Consider the following 22,433-nt stretch of genomic DNA (forward strand, 5'->3'; position numbering starts at 1 on the left):
ATTTCGTTGATGCCTTCCCTATGACATCCGCTGTCTTACAATTTCAAATGCCAGCACTCCGGCTGCCACAGATGCATTCAGGGAATCGATCTCGCCCTTCATTGGAATTGATGCAATAAAATCGCAATGCTCCTTTACCAGCTTTGAGATGCCTTCCCCTTCATTTCCAATGACTAACCCTATCGGTCCTTTTAGGTCCAGATCATACATGGTTTCGCCACCCATATCTGCACCTACAAACCAGATGCCTTTTTCCTTTAACTCTTCCATCGTCTGCTTTAAATTTGTCACCTTTGCAACCGGTGTATAGTTGAGTGCACCGGCAGAAGTCTTTGCTACGATCGCAGTCAGACCCACGGCACGACGTTTTGGGATGATAACTCCATGTGCTCCCGCTAAATTAGCCGTACGGATGATCGCACCTAAGTTGTGCGGATCTTCAATCCCGTCTAATAAGATCACAAACGGCGGCTCACCTTTTTCCTCTGCCTTTGCTAAAATTTCCTCTACGGTAGCATATTCATAAGCTGCTGCCATGGCAATGACACCCTGATGCTTTTTTGTCTCGGAGAGCTGGTCTAAACGTTCTCTTTCCACATAGTTGACCACGGTGTCATGCTTTTTTGCCTCTCTTAAGATCGTTCTGACCGGGCCATCCATGCAGCCGTCTAAGACAAAGAGCTTGTCTATCGGTTTCCCGGAACGAAATGCCTCTAACACGGCATTTCGTCCCTCTATCTTCAATGCTTCTAATTCTATATGTTCGCTTTTCAAAATGTCTGTTCCTTTCCTTCTTCCTCTTCGCCTAATGCAATTTTTATCAGTTCTACCATACGTTCAAATTCATCTTTTAGATAAAGATAACCCATCAATGCCTCAAATCCGGTTGCCTTCCGGTAATCTGTCATGGTCGCATTTTTTGCCATGGTCGGAGATTTGGCATTTCTTCCCCTGCGGTAAATGTCCGTTTCCTCCTCACTCAGATACGGAAGCAGCAGATCTATCATCTCGGACTGTGCCTGTGCGCGGACCAGTTTGCTGGTCTCCTGATGCAGTCTGGAGGCTTTGGTATTGCCTTTTCCTACGATAATGGAACGGATGATCAGATCATAAATCCCGTCCCCAATGTAGGCTAAGGTCAGCGGCGAATAGGTGCGGATATCAACCGGTGGCAGATGAAACTGCTCTTTGATATATGCGTCTATGCCCTTTTCCATTTTACTCCTTCTCTGGTATCCTCTAAAATAATCCCCTGTTCTAACAACATATCTCTGATCTCGTCTGCACGGGCAAAGTTCTTTTCTTTTCTCGCTGCCTGACGTTCTGCGATCAGTGCTTCAATATCGCTGTCTAAAATCTCTTCTTTTTTCTCAATGATGATCCCAAGCACATCACACAAGGTCTCTAATCTCTGATAGAGTGCCTGCAGATATTCTTTGCTGTTCTGCTCACTGCTGTTGACATTGATAAATTTTACCAGCTCAAACACTGCTGAAACGGCATCTGCTGTATTTGCATCGTCCTCCATGGCAGCCTCAAATTTTTCCACATATTCTTTACTTGCAGCAAAATTCTCTTTTTCTGCATCTGTCATACTTCCTTTGGCTGCATCCGCTAAATCATGCAGTCTTTCTGCTGCTGTTAAGATTCTGTCCAATCCGTTTTTCGCTGCTGCCATCAGATCTGCACTGAAATTCAGCGGGCTTCTGTAATGTGCGCTCAGCATAAAGAAACGAAGTACCTGTAAATCATATTTTTCCGCAACTTCACGCACGGTAAAAAAGTTGCCTAATGACTTTGACATTTTTTTATTATCAATATTTAAAAATCCGTTGTGCATCCAGTATCTTGCAAAGGTCTTGCCATTGGCTGCTTCTGACTGTGCGATCTCATTTTCATGATGTGGGAAAATCAGATCTTCACCGCCTGCATGGATGTCGATCTCATCTCCTAAATATTTTTTGCTCATCACAGAACATTCGATATGCCAGCCCGGTCTGCCGTCACACCACGGTGACTCCCAATATGGCTCTCCTTCTTTTTTCGGTTTCCAAAGTACGAAATCCAACGGATCTTCTTTATAATCTCCGGTTACTTTGATGTCACGGTGTCCACCCTCTAAATCGTCTATATTTTTATGGGAAAGTTTTCCATATTCCGGAAAACTTCTGGTTCTGTAATATACCGTTCCATCCTCCGCTGCATACGCATGCCCTTTGTCAATTAAGGTCTGGATCATCTCGATCATACCGGAAATCTCTTCGGTTGCAAGCGGATGTGTCGTTGCCGGTTTGACATTTAAGGATTCCATATCCTGTTTACATTCCGCAATATAGCGCTTTGCAACTTCATCGGCACTGACGCCCTCTTCCATTGCTTTTTTGATGATCTTATCGTCCACATCTGTAAAATTTGACACATAGTTGACATCGTAGCCTTTGTACTCCATATAACGGCGGAAGGTATCAAAAACGATCATTGGTCTTGCATTTCCGATATGGATATAGTTATAAACCGTCGGTCCGCAGACATACATGCGGACTTTTCCTTCCTCTATTGGCTGAAATTCTTCTTTTTGTTTTGATAAAGTATTGTAGATCTTCATACGTTCTCCTGTTTTTTCCTTTCTGCTTTTAAAATTTTCATTTCGTTTTCTAAATCTATGATCTTATTGCAAAGTACGGTATTAGTCTGCTGGAGACATGTAATGTCTTCCATGATCGGGTCCGGAAGATGTACCTGATCCATGTCACTGCGCGGCACTCTTTCATTGTCTCTTTTGACAATCCTGCCCGGCACACCGACAACGGTACAGTTCGGCGGTACTTCTTCAATGACTACACTGCCTGCTCCGATCTTGGAATTTTCTCCGATCTTAAAAGAGCCAATGATCTTTGCTCCGGCACTTACCATTACATTATCTCCTAACGTCGGATGACGTTTTCCGGTCTCTTTTCCGGTTCCTCCTAACGTAACTCCCTGATAAAGCGTTACGTTATCGCCGATAATGGTAGTTTCTCCGATAATGACTCCACTTCCGTGGTCGATAAAAAATCCTTTTCCTATGACGGCTCCCGGATGGATCTCAATCCCGGTCTTTCTTGCTGCCTTTTGCGACAATCTTCTTGCCCGAAAATAATGTCCTTTTTCATAGAGCTTGTGTGCTCTTCGATAAGTCAGCATTACCTTAAAACTCGGATACAGCAGAACTTCCCACGGTGACTTGATTGAGGGGTCTCTCTCCTGTATGATCTGAAATTCTTCTTTGACATGGTGTATAAAGCCCATATTTACACTTCCCTTTTTATATATTATAAAATTATAACGTGATTTTTGGATTAATCTTATATAACAAAAATAAAAAAACTCCGTCTCATATTAGAGACGAAGTTATCCGCGGTTCCACTCTAAGTAGAGCAATCCTGCTCTCACTCAAAACACTTAACGTGTGTCATCCGTATCCGACTACCTTTTTTCCTTCGCCGGATCAGCTCCCGAATGCACTTCAAAAATCCAGTTTCCAAGACTGCTTACAGCCGATGACAGTCTCTCTCTGTGGTCTGTAATTTCCTACTCTCTTCGTTCTTTGCCTTTATAGACTATTTTTATATCCTGTTATAGTTTATGCAAAAATGATCGTTTTGTCAATTACTTTCTATTCCGGACTCCTGCCTGCACTGCATCCTGTGCATCCACTGCATCCGGCTCCGGTATCTGCTACGGCATAGCTTCCGTCATAGATACTGTTTAAAGAGCAGATTGCCTGTGCCGCAATGCCCTCTTCCCTTCCGGTAAAACCAAGCCGTTCTTCTGTCGTTGCTTTGACATTGATCTGTTCTTTTTCTATATGCAGTGTCTTTGCAATATTCTCTTCCATTTCTTCTATATATGGACGCAGCTTTGGTTTTTGTGCTATAACGGTTGCATCAATATTCTCAATGACATATCCTTCCTGTTCGATCAGTTTTCCCACATGCTCTAACAATTTCAAGCTGGAAATCCCTTTATATTTCTCATCTGTATCAGGAAAATGTTTTCCTATGTCTCCAAGTGCTGCCGCTCCTAACAGTGCATCCATGATTGCGTGAAGCAATACATCTGCATCGGAATGTCCCAACAATCCCAGCGTATGTGGTATGTTCACTCCACCCAAAATCAACTCTCGCTCCTCTACCAATTTATGCACATCATATCCCATGCCTACTCTCATTTTACGATTCCTTCTTGTCTTCTTTCTAACTTATACTTGCTTTTTATTCCTGGACTTTCTTAAAATTCTGCGTCTTTTCTTTCAGCTCATCCGCCTGCTCCTGCAGCTGCTTTGCCCATTGTGCTAAGTCACCGGTCACCTGTGCCTGCTCTTTGGAAACTTTTAATGCCGCTCTGGTATTTTCCACACAGGATGAGGTATTCGCATCTACACTGTCAAACGATGTTCGGATCGCATTCTGGGCATTCGTAAATGCCTGCAATTCTTCGGACATATCCGTATTCATTTCGCCCAGTGTCTTAATTGCACTTTCAATGGCAGAAAATGCCTCCTGCACCTGTGTTGCGATCTCTGCATTTACACGGAAGGACTGTCCATACTCCTGTATCCGTGATACTGTTTTTTCAATCCGCTCCTGTATTTCGGTTACTAAATCGCGGATTTCCTCTGTGGCATCTTTTGTCTGCTCGGAAAGCTGTCGTATCTCATCTGCGACTACGGCAAATCCTTTTCCTGCTTCTCCGGCTCTTGCTGCTTCGATCGATGCATTGAGTGCGAGCAGATTGGTCTGTCCTGAAATTCCTGTGATCGTGGAAATAATATTGGTGATATTTTCTGATTTCTGCTCCAGGACATTAACACTTTCCTGCAGGGTGTTAATATTTTCCATATTTGCCATTGTCGCACTTCCAAGTTTTTCTACTACTTCTATGTTTTCTGTTAATTTGGCATTGGCTAATACAATAGTACTTCCCATATCGGAAAACTGCCCTTCAAAACGACTGATTTCCCGTTCAAAATTACTCAGTACTTCTTCGCTCTGATGCACATTTTCATATTGGACATTCATCGTATCGTTGATATTTTCCATTTCCTGTTTTACACGTTTTGCCCCCTGTACGATCGTGTCCGTGATATTTTGCAGCTGCATGGAAGATTCTTCGATGTTCCCGGCCGCTTCTTCTGATGTAGAAAGAAGTCCGCGCAAGTTACCCAGCATTTTATTAAAGCCTTTTGCCAGTCTGCCCACCTCATCTTTGGACTCCACCTGAATACTTTCGTTCAGATCATTTGAAGTTACGGTATGCTCTAAATGCCGGATCGGATCTACGATTTTTTTCGTCATGATCGTAATGATCACGATTCCTACCACCAGTGAAATTGCCATTGCAATTACAAAGCCCTGCAACATGGAATTGACATCCTGATACAGCACTTCTTTTTCTAATGCGATCACCACATGCCAGTCACAGCTTTTTACTTTTCCAACAAAAAATCCTCTTGTGACTCCATCGTAATCTTTCAGCCAGATATTCTGCACCTTTTTTCCATCCGCTTCCAGTTTTTCGGATAATTTTTTATAAGGATTTCCTGCTAAATCATTTAACCTGACCGGTTCATCATCCACATATCCGTATTTTTCATTCGGATGTACCATCAGACCATCATTCTGATCCACCAGCATCGCATAGCTGTTTCCTTCTAATTCGCATTTGTTTACGATCTCTACAACCTGATCGATGAAAATGTCCTCTGCTAAAACTCCGACAACTTTTCCATCCCACTCCACTTTTTTTGAAAGTGTAATGACATATCTGCCGGAATCAGCATCTTTATATGGAGATTCGTAGTGCACTCCGTCCTTTTCTTTTGCCGCAAGATACCAGTCGCGCTTTGTAAAATCCACGCTGCCGTCCGCTTCATATCCGCTTCCCGCCGTCATCCGGTTATCTTCCGACGTAAAATAGATGTCATAGATGATGCCGTCTTCATTCTGGTTCTGCAAAAGTTCCTGCAGATATTGGGCAATGTTTTCCGGCTCCGCCATCTTCTGAGCCTCCATCGTCCCCGCCGTCACCTCTAAATATGTCGCATATCCATTCAGCCATGTCTCTATCTCCTGAGCATTTTTCTCGGCTGACAGCTCTGCCTTTTCCTCTTCTTTCTGGGACATTTTTGATGATGCGATGTTGTAACTGATCGCTGCCGTAATCCCCAGACAAACGATACAGATAATGCAGGTAACCACCCGCAGTTTTCTCTTTAGACTCTTCATATTTTTCCCCTCATAGCATACTCTTTGTAACTATAAATTCTTACTTCTATTTTAATTATCTGACATCTGTTCGTCAACTGATTTTCACAATTTTTATGCTTTTAAAAGGGGTTATTTTTACTTACTAAAGAAACCTTCTTTTCTGCTGTTTTTTCTGTTATAAATTATCTCTTAAAGGTCATATTCTTGTTTGATTTTTTCTAACAGGGCCCTGCACCCCTCCACACTGTCCTCATAGGTCCGGTCAAAATTCCCGGTGTACCATGGATCTGCAATGTCTCTTGGACTATCCGAAAAATCCAACAGCCTGTACACTTTCTTTTGTGTATCTTTTCCAATAATACGCATTATATTACGGATATTCATAGAATCCATTCCGATCAGATAATCATATGCATCGTAATCTGCTTTTGTCATCTGTTCCGCTCTATGCGGGATCAACGGAATCCCGACCTGGCGAAGTTTTCCGGCTGTTCCATAATGCGGTGGATTTCCGATCTCTTCGCGGCTTGTGGCTGCGGAATCGATTTTGAAGTGGTTTGTTAAATTCTGTTCTTTGACCATGTGGGTGAAAATGCTTTGACACATGGGGCTGCGGCAGATGTTACCGTGGCAAACAAATAATATTTTTATCATGCCTTAAAAACTCCTTGAAAATACTGATTTTCCTTGATTTTACACCACTTTCTACGATTTGCTGTGATAGATTGTTTTCTTCGTTTTCGTCGTATATCGTGGCATAAATTCGTATATCTTGTCATCCAAATTTAGTAAAAATCTTAGTAAAACAGCTTAATTTTCTCATTTTACTAAAGATTTTTTCCACTTAGGTTTTCTTTTAGTTGTATCATTATTTTTAAATTTTAAGCCATTTTTTCATATTTGCCAAGTTCTTCCTTGGCATCCTCTGCTCCCAGATGCGTATATGTATTCAGGGTAACTCCTATATCAGAATGCCCCATTAGATATTGAAGTGTCTTGGGATTCATTCCGCTTTTTGCCATGTTGCTGCAATAGGTATGTCTGCAAACATGGGGCGTGATCTTCGGTAATTGCTCTTTATAGATTCGATTATGTTTTGCCAATGCCCACTCAAAATGTTTTTCCCAATGTAAGGCAACTTCCGGCATATCCTTCTTATCCAAAAACAAAAATCCCTTATATCCATCAATCACAGGTTCCTTCTTGAGTTTTTTTCGATTTTCAACAATACGCTTAAAACATTCATACACTTCTTCAGTCATAGGAATGATTCTGGTTCCACTTGATGTTTTCGTATCCTCAATAATATACTTCATTCCTCTAGTCCTTTGAAGCTGGTGATTTACACTTATTTGTTTTTCTTCGAAATCAATATCGGAAAGTGTCAATCCGCAGAACTCTGAAATACGAAGTCCGGTTTTAAAGAGGATAAACATACCATCATAGTATCGTTTGTAATGCTCATCATTCTTAATAAATTCCAAGAACTTTCTTTCTTGTTTTCTGGTTATGGCTTCTCTTGTTACACTATCGTTTACAACTACTGTACATAGTTGAAACTCGAACGGATTCTTACGAATCAAATCATCGTCTACAGCCATTTGAAAAGCAGGTCTTACCACTCCACGGACTGAATGAATGGTGCTATATCCCCTACCATCTGCCTGAAGCTTAATCAACCATGCTTTTGCATCTGATAGTTTTACCTTATCAATCCTTTTGGCACCAAATTCCTCTTTCTTAATAATGTTGATAACAAAGTTATAATTCGCTTCTGTATTATGACGAACACCTGTCTTTTGACCGATATACTTTTTTACCAACTCAAGAACTGTCAAATTGTCACCATATGGAGTAATCCCATCATTTATATCTTTTAAAATGGCTTTTTCTTTCTCTCTAAGCGACTGACAAGGTCTTCTTCCTGCCGGAAGAGGATCTGTCGATTCCAACTTCCAACTGTAAAGAAATTTCTGTTTTCCAAAGCAGTCTGTATAAACAAATGCATATCTTCCATCCGCTCGCTGGCTTTCTCCGTTTCGTAAAATACGTCCTTTTTTATCACGTCTTTTCTGATTGCGATTTCTTTCACTCAAACGTCTTTGCTCCTTTCTACGAAGAAGCCCTAGCACGACAACTATATTATATCATACCGGGGTGGCATTTACCACTTTAAAGTGATAAAGTTTTGTATTTTTCATTTCTACAAGGAAGTGGTTTGATTAAGAAATTCTTCAAATTTATGCCGATTAATCAACGATTTATTCCCAACCTGCACCGTAAAACAATAATCAGTATCAGTATTTTCAGAAATCAGCATCCTTATCTTCTTTTCACCAATTCCAAAATATTGAACTGCTTCGTCAACCGTCAGCATATACTTCTCCCAGATTGGAACCATCTTGCCCTTTACTCTTTCTTCTATATTATTTATTATGAACACCTCCAAATTTTTAAAATAGGCAGCACTTTATCTGCCAATGACAACCCACACACCATTGCAGGCTCTCATCGGCAGATAAAAATGCAATACAGGTGGCAGGTCATTACTCTGCCCACATCGGTCTTGCACCGTCATTCAAATTGACCGGACTGCAAATTTCTTTACAATCCGGAAGTATCATTATTACAGATATGCTTCATCGCCCTGTGTTACTGCCACACATTTTGTCAGATTTTTCTCGCTCCATACCTTTGCTTCAATGTAATGTTTCAACATTTCTTCACGTTCACCCTAAAAAGAGCAGGTACATCTTTGCGAACCTACCTAGTGGCTCCACATATCCTCACGTCCTGTATGCAAATCAATATTCAGTTGTCAAGGTACAACGCTGCATCATTTCCAATCAATGAATAGAAAGGGAATTTTCTGACCGGATGCTATGCAACTTCAAAAGCCAATATTTTTGTAATCAGCTTGGTTTCCAATCTGCGGCGCAGCGTTTCATCAATGCAGTAATGCACCTGTCCGCTTTCGTCATATAACTTTCTGGTAGACAATTTGATTATGTATCCCTCATAGTGTTTTAACACTGTATTGATGGCACTTACATCGCCCTCTGATGCTGCCTTTATAATATGGAAAGGCAACAAATTTTCTTTATTTCTGGTTTTAGACATCTTTTTCATCTGCTATTCCTTCCATAATCTTTCTCAAAATTTCCAGTGAGCGTGTCCTGTGTTCATGAATGGTACTGCGAACCAGATTCATTTCTCTTGCAATATCCGCATCGCTCATTTCCATGAAATATGAAAGTAAAATAACATTCCTTTTTCTTTCTGTAAGTTCCTTCAAAGCTTCAGCAATCAGGGTAGTTTTTACTTCAATGTCATAGCCATGCACTTCAAAATGATGATATTCTATTCCATACTCATCCATAGTAAATAACTTACTCAGCTCCTTTTCCGACAGTTCAGAGAATGTAACTTCGTGTTTCCTGCGATAGCCCATGTGTTTGTAATAATTTACAGCTTCGCCTTTTAATGCCATCTGGCATAACCGGTCAAATTGGTGCCGGATAGTCATTTCATCTTTAGAAGAAGGTTGCCCCATACGAGTTCACCTCCTCCCGTTCCGAATGCCAAGGCTTTTGCCTTTTTCCCTTCCGGTGTATCTCCCAAATGAAACCGGGGAGATGTTCGGGTGGATTGAAAAATTTTTAGGAAAATTTTTCTGTATATAAAAAACGCCCTTATGGGCATATACCCACAGGACGCTGTTTATATCTGATATTAAATTTTCTCCACATTCTACGAGTGTATATAATGCACTTTCAATTGTAGAATTTGCCGCATTACTTAAAATGCGACCTATTTAGCTGTCCTTCCACGCAATGGGCAGGATAATATTTCCCAAATACAAAAATATCCTTTCAACGGTTCAGAATCCATAACTCTCCCAAACACATTCAAAGGATAAAAACATGAGAAAAAACCTTTGAATACTGCGTTTTTTTATATGCAATATCCAAAGTTACTTATTTTATTCAAGTGCATTATATCCCTCTGATATAGTGCATTATTAGTTCATTTTCTTTTTAAATGGTGAACTATACACTATATACGGAGGTGCATGACATGGCTAAATCTAAGAAAATTGATAAAGACATGGGTTTTCGCCTGAAGAAAGCCAGATTAGACCAAAAGCTGACTTATGATGAATTATCCGAAAAATCCGGTGTTTCATCAAGATATATCAAAGAGATCGAAAATCATGGTAATGTTCCAAGCCTTGAAAAACTCGGTCAGCTCATTCGAGCTTTACACATCTCTGCTGATCCGTTCTTTTATCAGGCAGCTCCAACTGATAATCTGGATTACCAAAGACTGTTGGTTTATCTTTCAGAATGTACAAACGATCAGATAACCACCATTCTTGCACTGGTAGAAGCCTATCTTCGTACATATAAGACCCATGAAACAGAATAGCAGAAAGATTTGGATTTTTTCTGGATTATTTCTGAATTATTCTGAAGAAAAACAGGGTGGTCAGCTTCCTGGTAAGCCATCCACCCTGTTTGAACTATTTTTTGATATGCATAAGCACTTCTTTCACTTTGTTTCTTTCCTTTAAAATCCCCAGTCCGTCAAATATCTGCATTACATCTACCATCCCCTGATAGTAGGCTCTTTGTTCTTCTTGAAAATGAGCGTGATCCACTATATCCATATAATTTTCGAAAAATTCTCTGTGCTCTGCAGAAAGCTCAGCCAACACCGTTTCATATTCCCGATTCGCCTTTTTCAATGCTTTATCTGCATTTTCCGATTCGTTTGTGTGAACAGAATACTCTCGTTCTTCTGCTTCGCTTCTAAGTTCCTCCAATACCTCTGCTACTGTTTCAAATACTTCGTTCATTTTGTATCCACCTTTCCATATAAGTATTGCATTTTGCAGTCAGTATTATCAATCCCAAGATTACATCAAATAAATTTATTTTCTTATACTTCATCTTTAGAAGCATATTATCAACATTATTCCGTAAAATCAATCATGTAGCACTTCATCTTTAGAAAGTTGGTATTTGAATGAAGATTTACTGGAATAAAGGAAACAATTCCAAAAACCTTATTGGGCAACGAGTAAGGGAATTACGAACTGAAAAACACATATCACAAAAAGCATTAGCAGAACAGCTCCAGCTTGCCGGATATGAATTTAGTGATTTGACTGTATTACGCATTGAACAAGGGACACGCTTTGTACCGGATTATGAAGTAGTGGCTCTGGCAGAATTTTTTCATGTATCTTGTGAATATCTCTTGGGTGTTAAAAAAGAAAAATAAGCAGTGATCTGGACTATAACTTACAGACCACTGCTTAAATTTTTATTGAAACGATACCCTACTCCCCATACAGTCTGTATGTAAATCAGTTTACTTGGATTATCTTCTATTTTTCCACGCAGGTTGCGGATATGGCTCATGACAATATTATAATCACCAAAATATGGCTCTTTCCAAACAATATTATATATTGTCTCCTTGCTAAATACCATTCCAGCATTTTGCGCTAACAGTAAAAGAATTTCAAATTCCGTAAAAGTAAATTCTATTTCTTTGTTTTCTTTTACCGCCAACCGTCTTTCAGCATTTATTGTTAATCCCTGAAATTCTAAGCATTTTTTTATGTTCTTATTTTCACATATTTTCATTTGCTTATTTTCTAATATGCTTAATATCTCGCTAATAACATCATCTTCACTATTTTCAAATGACAACAGCAACATTTTCCCCATAACTTTCCACCTCCTCAAATCTTACTTATGTAATAATTAAATTATTACATAAGTAAGATTTACAGTCAACTATTTTTCCAAAATTGACATTTCAACAAATACAGAATATACTATTTTTATTACAGGCGTAAGATTTAAGGAGTGATTTACATGAAGAATTTACCACAAATTTCGGAAGCAGAATTTGAAGTTATGAAAATTGTATGGAAATATGCCCCCATTAACACCAATGAAATAACAGAAAAATTGCTACAAACAACAAGCTGGAGTCCCAAAACTATCCAAACGCTCATTAAGCGTCTTGTGACCAAGGGTGTTCTCACTTATGAAAAACAAAGTCGTGTTTTTGTTTACACACCGTTAGTAAAAGAGTGTGAATATATTAGTCAAGAAAGTAATTCTTTCTTGAATCGCTACTATAATGGTGACATTACCTCTATGCTATCTGCATACATAGAAAACGATAAACTGTCTGAAACAGAAATTGAAACACTTCGCTCCCTTCTTTCCAAGAGTTCCAAAAAAGGAGGCGATTAACATGGCTAATTTCATGATACGCTTTTTATTATGCAATGTATTTATCAGCGGTATCGTTGGAATTCTTTTGATAGCCAAATGGGTTTTCAGAAACAACTTGTCCAGCCGGATGCAGTATAATCTATGGTTGCTGTTACTCGGACTTTTAGCAGTGCCTTTTATCCCCTTCCGTCTAATTAGTTTTCCGCAAATTTTCTCATGGCTCAGTAGCGTAAGAAACTCTTCCGCTTCTCATGCCGATGTTGGTGCAAATAATGTTATGGATACCGGTTTATCTGGTACTACAAATTGGATGAATGACTTTGCCCTTTCTGTAAATAAAGACACGCCATCCGTTACCGGATACATTTTATTAGGTATATGGATTGTGGGAATGCTTGCGATGATGAATTGGTAATCAAATCTTCTCTTCGTTTACGCACAATAAAGAGATCTGCGCTCCCCCTTCAGAACCCAGAGGTTCGCAGACTGTATAACAAATGCTTGAATGAGATGAAAATAACAAGGAATATTCCTGTGTACAGTACCGCTTTTTTGAAATCACCTATTATCGTAGGATTTTTGAAGCCATGTATTTATCTGCCAATTCATTTAATCTCAGATTATCATGAATCTGATATGAGATATATGCTATTGCATGAACTGCAACACTACAGACATAAGGATGCCATTGCCAATTATCTTATGAACTTTGCCGGAGTGCTTTATTGGTTTAACCCCTTTGTCTGGTTTGCACTAAGAGAAATGCGTAATGACAGAGAAATTGCCTGTGACACTTCTGTTCTAAAAATGCTTGAAGAGGACGATTATGAGGATTACGGAAATACGCTGATCAACTTTATAGAAAAGGTCTCCTTTTCTCCTTTTCCTTTTGCCGCCAACCTTAGCGGAAACATGAAACAAATGAAGCAGCGCATTATCAACATTGCCTCTTATGAGAAACCAACGTTTTGCAAGAAATTAAAAGGCATGACTGCTTTTATACTGACCACAGTTCTAATAATGGGACTTACACCTTTTATTTCTACATATGCAGCGGACGAAAGTCGCTACCAATGGAAATCTTACTCAGAAAATATTTCATATGTAGATTTTTCTAAATACTTTGGAAAATACGAAGGAAGCTTTGTTTTATACGATCTTAGAAATGATGTCTGGAGCATACATGATATAGAACATGCTACGCTACGAGTTGCGCCGGATTCCACTTACAAGATATATGATGCTTTATTTGGATTGGAAGAAGGTTTCATTACACCAGAAGATTCCTTTATTGCATGGAATGGAGAAAACTATCCGTTTGAAGCATGGAACGCTGATCAGACCTTACAGTCTGCGATGACATCCTCTGTTAACTGGTATTTCCAATCAATAGACGAACAACTTGCATCCACTAACATTTACAACTATATTCAGCAAATCGGATATGGAAATGAAAATGTGAGTGGCGATCTCTCCACTTATTGGCTGGAATCCTCCTTAAAGATTTCCCCAGTGGAGCAAGTTGAACTTTTGATGAAACTGCAAAACAATAGCTTAGGTTTTTCTTCTGAAAATATCAATGCTGTAAAAGACTCCATCTGCCTTTCCTCTTCCAATACTGGAAAATTCTACGGAAAAACAGGAACCGGACGTGTAGGTGGACAAGATGTGAATGGCTGGTTTATCGGCTATATCGAAATCGTAAATAATATATACTTCTTTGCTACTAATATTGGAGCCGATAACAACGCTACCGGAAGTAATGCTGCTGAAATAACCATGTCTATATTATCTGACATGAATATCTGGACACAATAAAGTATCTCCTGTACAGCTAACTTTCTATTATCATGGAAAAAATTGGGTAAAGGCCAATACCACTGAACCTTTACCCAATTTATAATAATACTACTAATTTTGAGTTACCCCTCTATATTTCCATGTGTCTCCACCATCTTCTGATTCAAATACAATTCCATCGTTATCCCCTTTATCTGTTGTAACCATTATTATCAATGTTGTAGCACCTATTTGAGGCATATTTAAATAATCATAATCCTCTACTGTAAATCCATATTCTTTTGCAGATTCTGGTAATTCAGTAACCGTACTCATTGGCAATTTTATCTCACCAAATGATCTTCCTCCATCTTTTGTAATATATAGTGTAGAATGAGACTGAGATGCACCTGCAAGTCCTGCAATTCCAAAATTATCATCCAAAAACATCACCCCTTCAGCAACGCCTGCTTGATTATCAAAAGGATCTTCGTTAATTCGCTCCCAAGTATCACCGCCATCAGCAGTCCGTTCCATAACGTAAAATCTACTTCCAGCAGCCGCATCTACTACCACTAAACGCCATCCATTCTGTTCATCCAAAAAGAAATACATGGTTCCATTACTTTCATCCATTGTCCAGCTTTCTGCTTTTTTTGCTTTATCTACCTGCTCTGTAATATTTTTTTGATTCGATTCTTCCAGATCAATGCTTTCAGGCTTCGTGGTATATTCAACAGATGTGTCATTTTCTTGCTCTGAAACTTCTGTATTAGGCAACGGTTTCATATCTACCGTACCATCAAAATTCAAAATAATCTGCTCATCAAATTGTTCTTCTCCTGATAGAATCACTTTTACATAGTTCTCATACCATGTAACTATCCAACAATTACTTGTGATACTTCCACCATCATTTCGCAATTCAAAATCGGCTTGAGCTATCTTATCTTTTTCTTCCATAAGAACTAATCTTCCACTTGCCGAACCAAATGGGAATTTGGGTTCTCCAATTGCTTGAAGTACTAATTCGTGTTTTCCATCTGGCGAATTGGAGGTATCAATAGTTACCTTCTTATAATTTGTAATATAAGAAAAGGATATCCCCAAAATTAAAATCATCGCACAAACTAAACCTATAAAACAAATAATAACTTTGAAATATTTCTTCATAATCAGTATCATCTCCAATCCATTTTAGTGTCCACGTATATCCAATTCCCTCAATAAAGAATTTCCACTTCCCCACGAATATACAATATAATAACTGTTGCCCTTTATTTCTTCTGAAAATTGTAGTCCACCGTGTTCAAGCATCTCAACAGACTGCCCTTCCTGAACTTCCACAAGATATTCCCATTCATTACTCCTGTACTCTGAATAGTAAGCATCCAATTCTTCCAAAGACAATTCACTCTTGATTAGAATTGCCCCGAAATATTGCATCCCATTTCCGTTTCCCGTCAGCTTTCCTGCCTTTGATATAGCTTCTATCAATTCTGTCTGTTCTGGCAAAGGTGTTTCACACAACATTTTCTCTACATTATATGCACAGTAATTATTGTAAACAGGAACCGATACAAATGCTGCAAGTATCAAAACAATCAAGCATATCCCCGCTATTTTTGTTTTTTTCATACTCTGCTTCCTTAATTCACATTGATACGATATTGATAATCTGGTATCTCCTTAATCCCATCATTAAGGATTTCATTTCCCAAATATTGAAAGCTACCATCATCAGCAAACTTTACCGTAAGTTCATGGGTTATGACCGCATCATCACAAATGACCATATCACACACCGCATCCACCGTTAATGTCACTGTTCCATCCTCATTTTCTTTGATATCAATAACCTCCGGCAACGAAGTTCCGAAAAAAGTTGGTGCATAGTTAAGGCAGCCTAGTCGTACCCATACATAAGTCTGATTTTTTTCATCAAATACCGCATATTCCTGAATTTGCTCTGCTGTTACCGGAAGATATTCCATGATCAAACTCTCAAATTCTTCTTTTGGTATTCCATTTGGATAATCCTCGGCATCAAACGCCTTGTGATATTTCATGGCAAACAGATATTCATACATTCCATTATAATCCAGTTTTTCCATATGGTCAGTATCCCAATTCGAGCATAAAAGATTATTTCCCTGATACCCCAGACCTTGTACACATTTTTCTGACATTTCCCTTTGTTCCTTAGTCATTGGTTTTATTCTTACCAAACAACTTCCATCAACAATCTCGGTAACTTCCGGTGGTTCTGGAACACATAACTCATACCCAAACCATCCTTTCTCTGTATACTTCCACTCTTTTATCCTTGCATAAGATATATAGGACATTCCGTAGGTATCATTGCTGTTCCATGTAGCACATGCACTTATTAAATACATATCTTTTCCATCAAAAATAAATTTATCTCTGCCAATGCCTCCGTCCGAATGTAACTCATAAAGCACTACCGAACCTGCCTTCTCGTCCTGACAGTTTTTAAGAAACGCTTCAACTCTTTTATAATTTTCCATTGCTGCATATGCTTTCATCGTTGTAACCGGATATCCTTTTTCTTTTATGCGATCCTGCATTTTATAGATTGTCTTATCATCCAGAACTGGATTGACTGCATCCCCTTTATCTGCCAGAATATAAATATCAGAAATAAGCACTAAAACCTTTTTACACTCATCCTCTGCTTCTTTTCTTTCTGTCTCATTTATTGGAAGGTCATAACCTTTTTCCCACTGTTCTGTAATATCTTCTTTGTTGTTCTCATTTTCTTCCGAAAAATCAACCTCTCTACTATCCATCAACTGACTGTCCAATGTCCTACCTCGTCTTATACATCCACATAATAAACAACTGATCAGCACAATGAACCAAATACGCTTTTTCATAAATATCGTCCTTTCCTTCCAGCCACATTAAGGATTCATTCTTGCTATGACTGGCAATTCCAATTCTTTTTGTTCAATAGAATTGGCTAAATATCTAAAAGTTCCATCTTCAAATGGCTGAACCACAATTCGATTTGTAAATGCGCAGTCTGAATTATAATCTGCCCATACTCCATCTACAATCAGAGTAATCGTTCCATCAGAGTTTTCCGTATAATCAACCACTTCTCCAAACGGTGGATATGGGCTGGCAGAAATCATGTCATATTCATAGCTATTACTTTTTACGTTATATTTACAATATTTTCTTAGTTGTTCCGTGGATACCGGGAAATATGTAGTCATTATTTTCTCGTATTCTTCTGCTGGAATCTCCCCATTGTCCGTTTTTAAATTTTTCCCTGTATAAATTCGATAAATATCCTCAAACATGCAAGGCATCAATATATCTTCCACATTGCTGCTATCCCAGTTTACAACCAGCATATTATAATTTACATAACTAAGACCAGCTATATATTTTTCTGTAAGTTCTCTGCATTTTTCTGGAAGTAACTTTACTCTCCAATATTCTCTCAATCCTGCATGCGCAACTGGATTTTCAAACGTATAAATAAAATATCCTTTTTCAGTAAATTTAATTTCTGACAAATCACTTACCGAAGTTCCAAGTATCTCTGGTTCTCCGCCCTCTCTCCATCGAATACCTACATAGTAACTTTGCAACTTTTCATTTCGATAGACAAATGTCTGTGCGCCAAGCAATCCATCAGCTTGAACCACAAATACTGTTATCAATGTATCCTGACCAATCAGATAACTTTTATAGAAATTTTGCAATTTATCATAATTTTGCATCTCTACATTTTCTTTAACGCATACATATCCACTTTTTCCAAGTATTTTTATAACCTGTTCTCCCTGTTCATTTGTAAAACCATCAATTCCAGAAGCATAGGCAGGTACATCATCTATAATTACAATATCCTTATATACCACCTTCACCAGTTCTGCCGCAGTTAGTGCTTCATTTTGGATATTTTTGCTTTCTTCTTCAGACAGTAAACTTTTTGACTGAGGAATAATCCAATACGGCGAATTATCTTCATTTTCACTCTCGTAATCAGACTCCTCCTGCCAAAACTCTATATCTGATATCTGTACTGGCTTTTCCCATGTTTCCTCTGCTGATGATTTTCTCACGTTCTTCTCAAAAAAGATTCCTACACTTACAATCATCACCAAGAGGATAACAAAAATGATTCCAAACTTTTTTATAAACCATTTTATATCTTCCATTACTGTCCTCCATATATATCATTCCATTCATCTTCGGTTAAGCGTGGCGTATGCCATGTAATGTTGTTATTTTCTTCCTCTGAAACAATGTAATTTGATACATACTGTACTCTACCATCAGATAACGGTCTGACCGTAACATCATGCATATATACATCAGAATCTCCTGCATACGGATATACTACATGAACATTGAGCGTAATCGTTCCATCCGAATGTTCCGTATACCCAACCACCTCGGAATATGGATATTCTGGATACTCTATCTCATAAAATCCTCTTGGTTTATATTCGTATGTTTGAGTTTGATAATCGTAAATAGTTTTTTTCTGCAATTTATCACTGTCGATATTAAAATATTCCATAATTACATTTTCAAACTCTGTTTTAGGAATATGATAAACTGCACCTATGCCTAAGTTATCATCTGCTACATATGGAAATTTTTCATTATGCAACTTTGGATACAACAAATCAAACATGTCATAGAAATTCAGTTCTCCAAAATCATCCTCATTCCAATCCACTAAAAACATATTATTTAACTCATATCCTATTGGCAAAAGATATTTTTCATTTAATTCCCGACACTTTGCATCCAATGGCAGTATACGAAATGCTACATGCTCTTCTGCAGAACTTAATGTTAATACATACAATTCTTCTGAAAAATAAGTTCCAGAAAACATCAGATATCCATCATCGGTATATCTCCAATAATCGGTTTGATATTCACCCTCATCTTCACTTTTCATAATTCCATCTTTATATCCGTAGTAACATCTTTTCACATGAACCACTCCATTTTCTGTCTGTAAATGATAGACTGAAAATCCTCCCAAACTACTCACTTGGATAATTGTCACTTCTGCTTCTTTCTGGTTCTCTACCGAATCACAAAAATCCATCACACTTTGCATTTGTGTCATATCAACTCGATTTTCACAATCAACCGCTGCATATCCACATTCCCCGAATCTTTTTATGACTTTACATACGGTTTCCATATCCGTTAGTTCATTGTTTTTTGCAGCTTCCACATAAATATCTATCGGAATGTTTATAAAATTGTCATCTATTTTTCTCTCATCGACAATTTCAACAGATTCAGAAGCTACTGGTTCTTCTGTATTCCCTTTACATCCCGAAATTTCCATCAAAAATCCTATACTAATTATCAGACAACCACTTTTCAAGAACCTGACTATCTTTTTTGACAACATAACCACTTCCACCTCTTCCCTTTACATCTTCTACCATACTAATAATCATAATAGGACGATCCATATTTTCATCCGTTGTAAAAACAGAAAACCATCCCAATTCCGTTCCTGTTGTATCTTCTTTTGACGCTTTGATTTCTGCAGTTCCTGTTTTTCCAGCCAATGTAATATCCGTTCTGCATGCTGCATAGCCAGTACCATGAGGATTGTTTATGACTTCTTTTGTATCCTCCAAAACCATCTGTGCTGCATCCTTTGTAAATGCCGCTGTGATCCAAACGTTCGGTATCGCATCTTTCTTATATGTAAGATATGGTTTTATCATATTTCCTTCATTGCAAAATGCAGAATATATACAAGCCATATGCAAAGGATTTACAAGAATCTGACCTTGTCCATACCCACTATCAGCCAACTGTATCTCTTTCTCAATTTTATCTGTGTTAGAAAACTGCGATTTCGCCACTTTAATATCAAACGGAAGTTCTTCATTGAATCCCAATTTTGTCAATGAACTTTCCATATCTCTTTCACCAATTTTTAATGCCGCCTTGGCAAAATAAATATTGTCTGAATATATCAAAGCATTTTTTAAAATAACTGGCTCATAGGCATGAAGCGTCGTTACATGATAAGACCCCCATGATGAATCTTTCTGCCAGCTCAAACCTTCATTTCCATAATCCTCGTTAGGATCAATCGCCCCCGTTGTTAATCCAATAGCAGCTATGATTGGCTTAAACGTAGAGCCTGGACACCAGACCTGTCGAAAACGATTATACATAGGTTTGTTCTCATCTTCATTCAGCGCATTCCACTTTTCACTTGACATGCCCCTAATAAAATCGTTGTTATCATATGAAGGTGTACTGACTAAAGCCAATACTTCTCCCGTATACTGATTCATAGCAACTGAACAGCTCTTATCATCTTTAAATTGTTCATATAATTCTTTTTGCAAATTCGAATCTATCGTTAGTTTTATATCTTTTCCATTTTCTACAATCGTGCTTACTATGATTTTTTTCTTATTGCCATTTGAATCAACAATAGTAATAGAACACCCATTCTGTCCCTTTAATTCTTTTTCAAATAATCCTTCCATTCCACTTTTTCCAATAACACTGTTCGATGTATATCCTTCCCCGTCATGTTCTTCTAGATCTTCTGCTGTAACGTTTTGAACATATCCCACTAAATGTGCGGCAGCCTCACCGAGCGGGTACTCCCTTATACCGATATCTGAAATTTTCACACCCGGAATTTCTAATAATTTTTCATGTCTTTCTTTTTCAGCTAGTGTTTCTTTATCTGGCTCAAGCGACAGTAATTTTAATTCATCAACCTTTGGTATTGTTTTTAATGGTACAAATGAATCTTCTTTTACCCATTTAGCTGATAATTTCCGTTCTATATCTTCCACCTTCATTTCCAACAAGTCTGCAAGCTGACTAATAGCATCATCTCTATTCTCCAATTTACCTGGAACTACACCTACAGAAGAAGCCACCCCCTTGCCTGCAAGCACACGTCCATTTCGGTCTAAAATCTGTCCCCTCTCAGCATTTGTTACAGATACTTTGACTTTATCCGTAGAATCCAACTCTGGGAATATTAAAGAATCGCTCCATACCAATTTGTACGTTCCTTTTTCTTGTATAAATGATACATTATTTTCAAAAGTTACATTTCCTGCAACAGTATCCATAGATGTTTCATAACATATCTCTTTTTGTTCTTTATCATAAGATGTAATATGAATTTTAATATTATCTACACCAATTCCCTCATAAATAGCAGAATTACGTTTCACAAAATCTTCCTGACTGATATTCCCAGATATTCCTGCATCAATCATTTCATACATTTGTTCATATTCTCGATTTGAAATATGAGCCATATATGTTTTAAGAACCTTCTCCGGTGATACATCAGGTACACTTTCATACCATACAAAAAAGGCAACCACAGCTGTAATCAAACATAAATTCACGATCCATATAATGTATATCCTGCTTTTTTTCTTTTTTTTCGTCATAGCATCTCCTTTTCTTACGGTTGTAAGATTTCAATTCAAAAATTTTTCCCATTGTATTTCAAAAATTTGAATCTATAAATTCTATCCAATTTCCTATGTTAATTATAATAATCATCTGGATCACCATATTTCAAAACTGCCTCCTGCAATTCATCATCACTTAACCTTCTCATGATTAACCAGTTTTCTTCATACATATAATGCGGATATCTAAATCTGGTTCTTACAAATGTATTATTCACATATAAAGCGATATGTTCATCATATTGCTCTACTTTTTCATCAAACTTAAAACTATATATCAACCAATTCCATGCGAGAAACAAAACAAGACAAAGAGTACCGGAAACGGTTACTATCGTCATCATCATTTTGACTACACCATGAAAAATCTTTTTAATCCGCCTTCCTAACAGACATGCCACTGTTATCAATGCTACCTGCCAAAACACGCATAACATCAAAGCAATCATAATTGCTCTCTGCGGTATATAACATCTCCCGTCCCCCAGCAGCAATTTCTCAACTAAAAAGAAGATAATTGTAATCATGCCCATCATACCAAGTACAAGTATCAATATATAGTTCCATATTTTTCTCTGTATTTTCATGTGCCTTCCTCCATTCCATTTTAAAATTTGAAATTGATATCACCTCATATCTTACGCGTGTAAGATTTAAACGTCAAG

General features: G+C 38.0%; 23 protein-coding genes, 1 pseudogene and 1 other annotated feature. Of the genes and pseudogenes, 4 read left to right on the forward strand and 20 right to left on the reverse strand.

All coding sequences use genetic code 11. The annotated features are described in order from the left end of the window. Window positions 1-18: 18 nt before the first annotated feature. The 11 genes from rlmB to WMO43_RS04050 all read right to left on the reverse strand — a co-directional run bounded on the left by rlmB (window position 19) and on the right by WMO43_RS04050 (window position 9,801). Window positions 19-759 (reverse strand): 23S rRNA (guanosine(2251)-2'-O)-methyltransferase RlmB, encoded by a 741-nt coding sequence (rlmB, locus tag WMO43_RS04000; RefSeq protein WP_177962614.1) that lies wholly within the window; start codon window positions 757-759, stop codon window positions 19-21. Between the two features lie 11 nt (window positions 760-770). Then, window positions 771-1,217: a Mini-ribonuclease 3 gene (locus tag WMO43_RS04005; protein ID WP_177962592.1), complete on the reverse strand. Its 447-nt coding sequence runs from the start codon at window positions 1,215-1,217 to the stop codon at window positions 771-773. Beyond that, a complete protein-coding gene (gene cysS / locus WMO43_RS04010; RefSeq protein ID WP_353530141.1) occupies window positions 1,202-2,605 on the reverse strand; it encodes a cysteine--tRNA ligase in 1,404 nt (467 codons plus the stop codon). The genes WMO43_RS04005 and cysS overlap by 16 nt, the downstream gene beginning before the upstream one ends. Continuing rightward, entirely contained in the window at window positions 2,602-3,288 is a 687-nt protein-coding gene (gene epsC, locus WMO43_RS04015) for a serine O-acetyltransferase EpsC (RefSeq protein WP_177962590.1), read from the reverse strand. The genes cysS and epsC overlap by 4 nt, the downstream gene beginning before the upstream one ends. A gap of 89 nt (window positions 3,289-3,377) precedes the next feature. Beyond that, window positions 3,378-3,596 (reverse strand) — a binding site (T-box leader). 59 nt (window positions 3,597-3,655) lie between these two features. Continuing rightward, on the reverse strand, window positions 3,656-4,210 hold the full coding sequence (ispF, locus tag WMO43_RS04020; protein WP_353530142.1) for a 2-C-methyl-D-erythritol 2,4-cyclodiphosphate synthase: 555 nt from the start codon (window positions 4,208-4,210) through the stop codon (window positions 3,656-3,658). A gap of 43 nt (window positions 4,211-4,253) precedes the next feature. Beyond that, window positions 4,254-6,266 (reverse strand): methyl-accepting chemotaxis protein, encoded by a 2,013-nt coding sequence (locus WMO43_RS04025; RefSeq protein ID WP_353530143.1) that lies wholly within the window; start codon window positions 6,264-6,266, stop codon window positions 4,254-4,256. A 171-nt stretch (window positions 6,267-6,437) separates the two neighbouring features. After that, window positions 6,438-6,902, reverse strand: a complete 465-nt coding sequence (locus tag WMO43_RS04030) for a low molecular weight protein-tyrosine-phosphatase (protein WP_353530146.1) — start codon at window positions 6,900-6,902, stop codon at window positions 6,438-6,440. Window positions 6,903-7,129: 227 nt separating this feature from the next. Beyond that, window positions 7,130-8,344, reverse strand: coding sequence for a site-specific integrase (locus tag WMO43_RS04035; RefSeq protein ID WP_353530147.1), 1,215 nt, complete (start codon window positions 8,342-8,344; stop codon window positions 7,130-7,132). 107 nt (window positions 8,345-8,451) lie between these two features. Then, on the reverse strand, window positions 8,452-8,649 hold the full coding sequence (locus WMO43_RS04040; RefSeq protein WP_118489410.1) for an excisionase: 198 nt from the start codon (window positions 8,647-8,649) through the stop codon (window positions 8,452-8,454). 479 nt (window positions 8,650-9,128) lie between these two features. Continuing rightward, a complete protein-coding gene (locus WMO43_RS04045) occupies window positions 9,129-9,377 on the reverse strand; it encodes a helix-turn-helix domain-containing protein (RefSeq protein WP_227700699.1) in 249 nt (82 codons plus the stop codon). Continuing rightward, window positions 9,361-9,801 carry a sigma factor-like helix-turn-helix DNA-binding protein gene (locus WMO43_RS04050; RefSeq protein WP_353530148.1) on the reverse strand — a complete coding sequence of 147 codons (441 nt, stop codon included), beginning with the start codon at window positions 9,799-9,801 and terminating at the stop codon, window positions 9,361-9,363. Before WMO43_RS04050 ends, WMO43_RS04045 begins: the two co-directional genes overlap by 17 nt. A 524-nt stretch (window positions 9,802-10,325) precedes the next feature. Between WMO43_RS04050 and WMO43_RS04055 the strand changes: the two genes are divergently transcribed. After that, window positions 10,326-10,676, forward strand: coding sequence for a helix-turn-helix domain-containing protein (locus WMO43_RS04055; protein WP_353530150.1), 351 nt, complete (start codon window positions 10,326-10,328; stop codon window positions 10,674-10,676). 94 nt (window positions 10,677-10,770) lie between these two features. Here the strand turns inward: WMO43_RS04055 and WMO43_RS04060 are convergent, their stop codons facing one another. Continuing rightward, window positions 10,771-11,106, reverse strand: a complete 336-nt coding sequence (locus WMO43_RS04060) for a hypothetical protein (RefSeq protein WP_055061318.1) — start codon at window positions 11,104-11,106, stop codon at window positions 10,771-10,773. A gap of 170 nt (window positions 11,107-11,276) precedes the next feature. On the opposite strand from WMO43_RS04060, the gene WMO43_RS04065 reads away from it, so the two are divergent. Continuing rightward, the gene (locus WMO43_RS04065; protein WP_353530152.1) at window positions 11,277-11,534 is read left to right on the forward strand and encodes a helix-turn-helix domain-containing protein; all 258 of its coding nucleotides are present in this window, start codon (window positions 11,277-11,279) and stop codon (window positions 11,532-11,534) included. A 20-nt stretch (window positions 11,535-11,554) separates the two neighbouring features. Here the strand turns inward: WMO43_RS04065 and WMO43_RS04070 are convergent, their stop codons facing one another. Then, window positions 11,555-11,986: a winged helix-turn-helix domain-containing protein gene (locus WMO43_RS04070; protein ID WP_353530154.1), complete on the reverse strand. Its 432-nt coding sequence runs from the start codon at window positions 11,984-11,986 to the stop codon at window positions 11,555-11,557. A gap of 150 nt (window positions 11,987-12,136) precedes the next feature. On the opposite strand from WMO43_RS04070, the gene WMO43_RS04075 reads away from it, so the two are divergent. Further along, window positions 12,137-12,523, forward strand: a complete 387-nt coding sequence (locus WMO43_RS04075; protein WP_186900558.1) for a BlaI/MecI/CopY family transcriptional regulator — start codon at window positions 12,137-12,139, stop codon at window positions 12,521-12,523. A gap of 1 nt (window position 12,524) precedes the next feature. Further along, window positions 12,525-14,323 (forward strand): annotated as a pseudogene (locus WMO43_RS04080) (BlaR1 family beta-lactam sensor/signal transducer). A gap of 93 nt (window positions 14,324-14,416) precedes the next feature. On the opposite strand, the gene WMO43_RS04085 reads toward WMO43_RS04080, so the two are convergent. From WMO43_RS04085 to WMO43_RS04115, 7 genes are all read right to left on the reverse strand, one after another. Continuing rightward, window positions 14,417-15,457 (reverse strand): WD40/YVTN/BNR-like repeat-containing protein, encoded by a 1,041-nt coding sequence (locus tag WMO43_RS04085; protein WP_353530155.1) that lies wholly within the window; start codon window positions 15,455-15,457, stop codon window positions 14,417-14,419. 24 nt (window positions 15,458-15,481) lie between these two features. Beyond that, window positions 15,482-15,922 (reverse strand): hypothetical protein, encoded by a 441-nt coding sequence (locus WMO43_RS04090; RefSeq protein ID WP_353530156.1) that lies wholly within the window; start codon window positions 15,920-15,922, stop codon window positions 15,482-15,484. Between the two features lie 11 nt (window positions 15,923-15,933). Continuing rightward, window positions 15,934-17,184, reverse strand: a complete 1,251-nt coding sequence (locus WMO43_RS04095; RefSeq protein ID WP_353530157.1) for a DUF6070 family protein — start codon at window positions 17,182-17,184, stop codon at window positions 15,934-15,936. Between the two features lie 27 nt (window positions 17,185-17,211). Beyond that, window positions 17,212-18,483 carry a DUF6070 family protein gene (locus WMO43_RS04100; RefSeq protein WP_353530158.1) on the reverse strand — a complete coding sequence of 424 codons (1,272 nt, stop codon included), beginning with the start codon at window positions 18,481-18,483 and terminating at the stop codon, window positions 17,212-17,214. Next, the gene (locus WMO43_RS04105; RefSeq protein ID WP_353530159.1) at window positions 18,483-19,640 is read right to left on the reverse strand and encodes a DUF6070 family protein; all 1,158 of its coding nucleotides are present in this window, start codon (window positions 19,638-19,640) and stop codon (window positions 18,483-18,485) included. The genes WMO43_RS04100 and WMO43_RS04105 overlap by 1 nt, the downstream gene beginning before the upstream one ends. Window positions 19,641-19,653: 13 nt before the next feature. Beyond that, a complete protein-coding gene (locus WMO43_RS04110) occupies window positions 19,654-21,744 on the reverse strand; it encodes a penicillin-binding transpeptidase domain-containing protein (RefSeq protein ID WP_353530160.1) in 2,091 nt (696 codons plus the stop codon). 98 nt (window positions 21,745-21,842) lie between these two features. Further along, a complete protein-coding gene (locus WMO43_RS04115) occupies window positions 21,843-22,355 on the reverse strand; it encodes a hypothetical protein (RefSeq protein WP_353530162.1) in 513 nt (170 codons plus the stop codon). Window positions 22,356-22,433: the final 78 nt, after the last annotated feature.

The sequence above is a fragment of the Maccoyibacter intestinihominis genome (genome assembly GCF_040096355.1).
Taxonomy (GTDB): Bacteria; Bacillota; Clostridia; order Lachnospirales; family Lachnospiraceae; genus Maccoyibacter; species Maccoyibacter intestinihominis.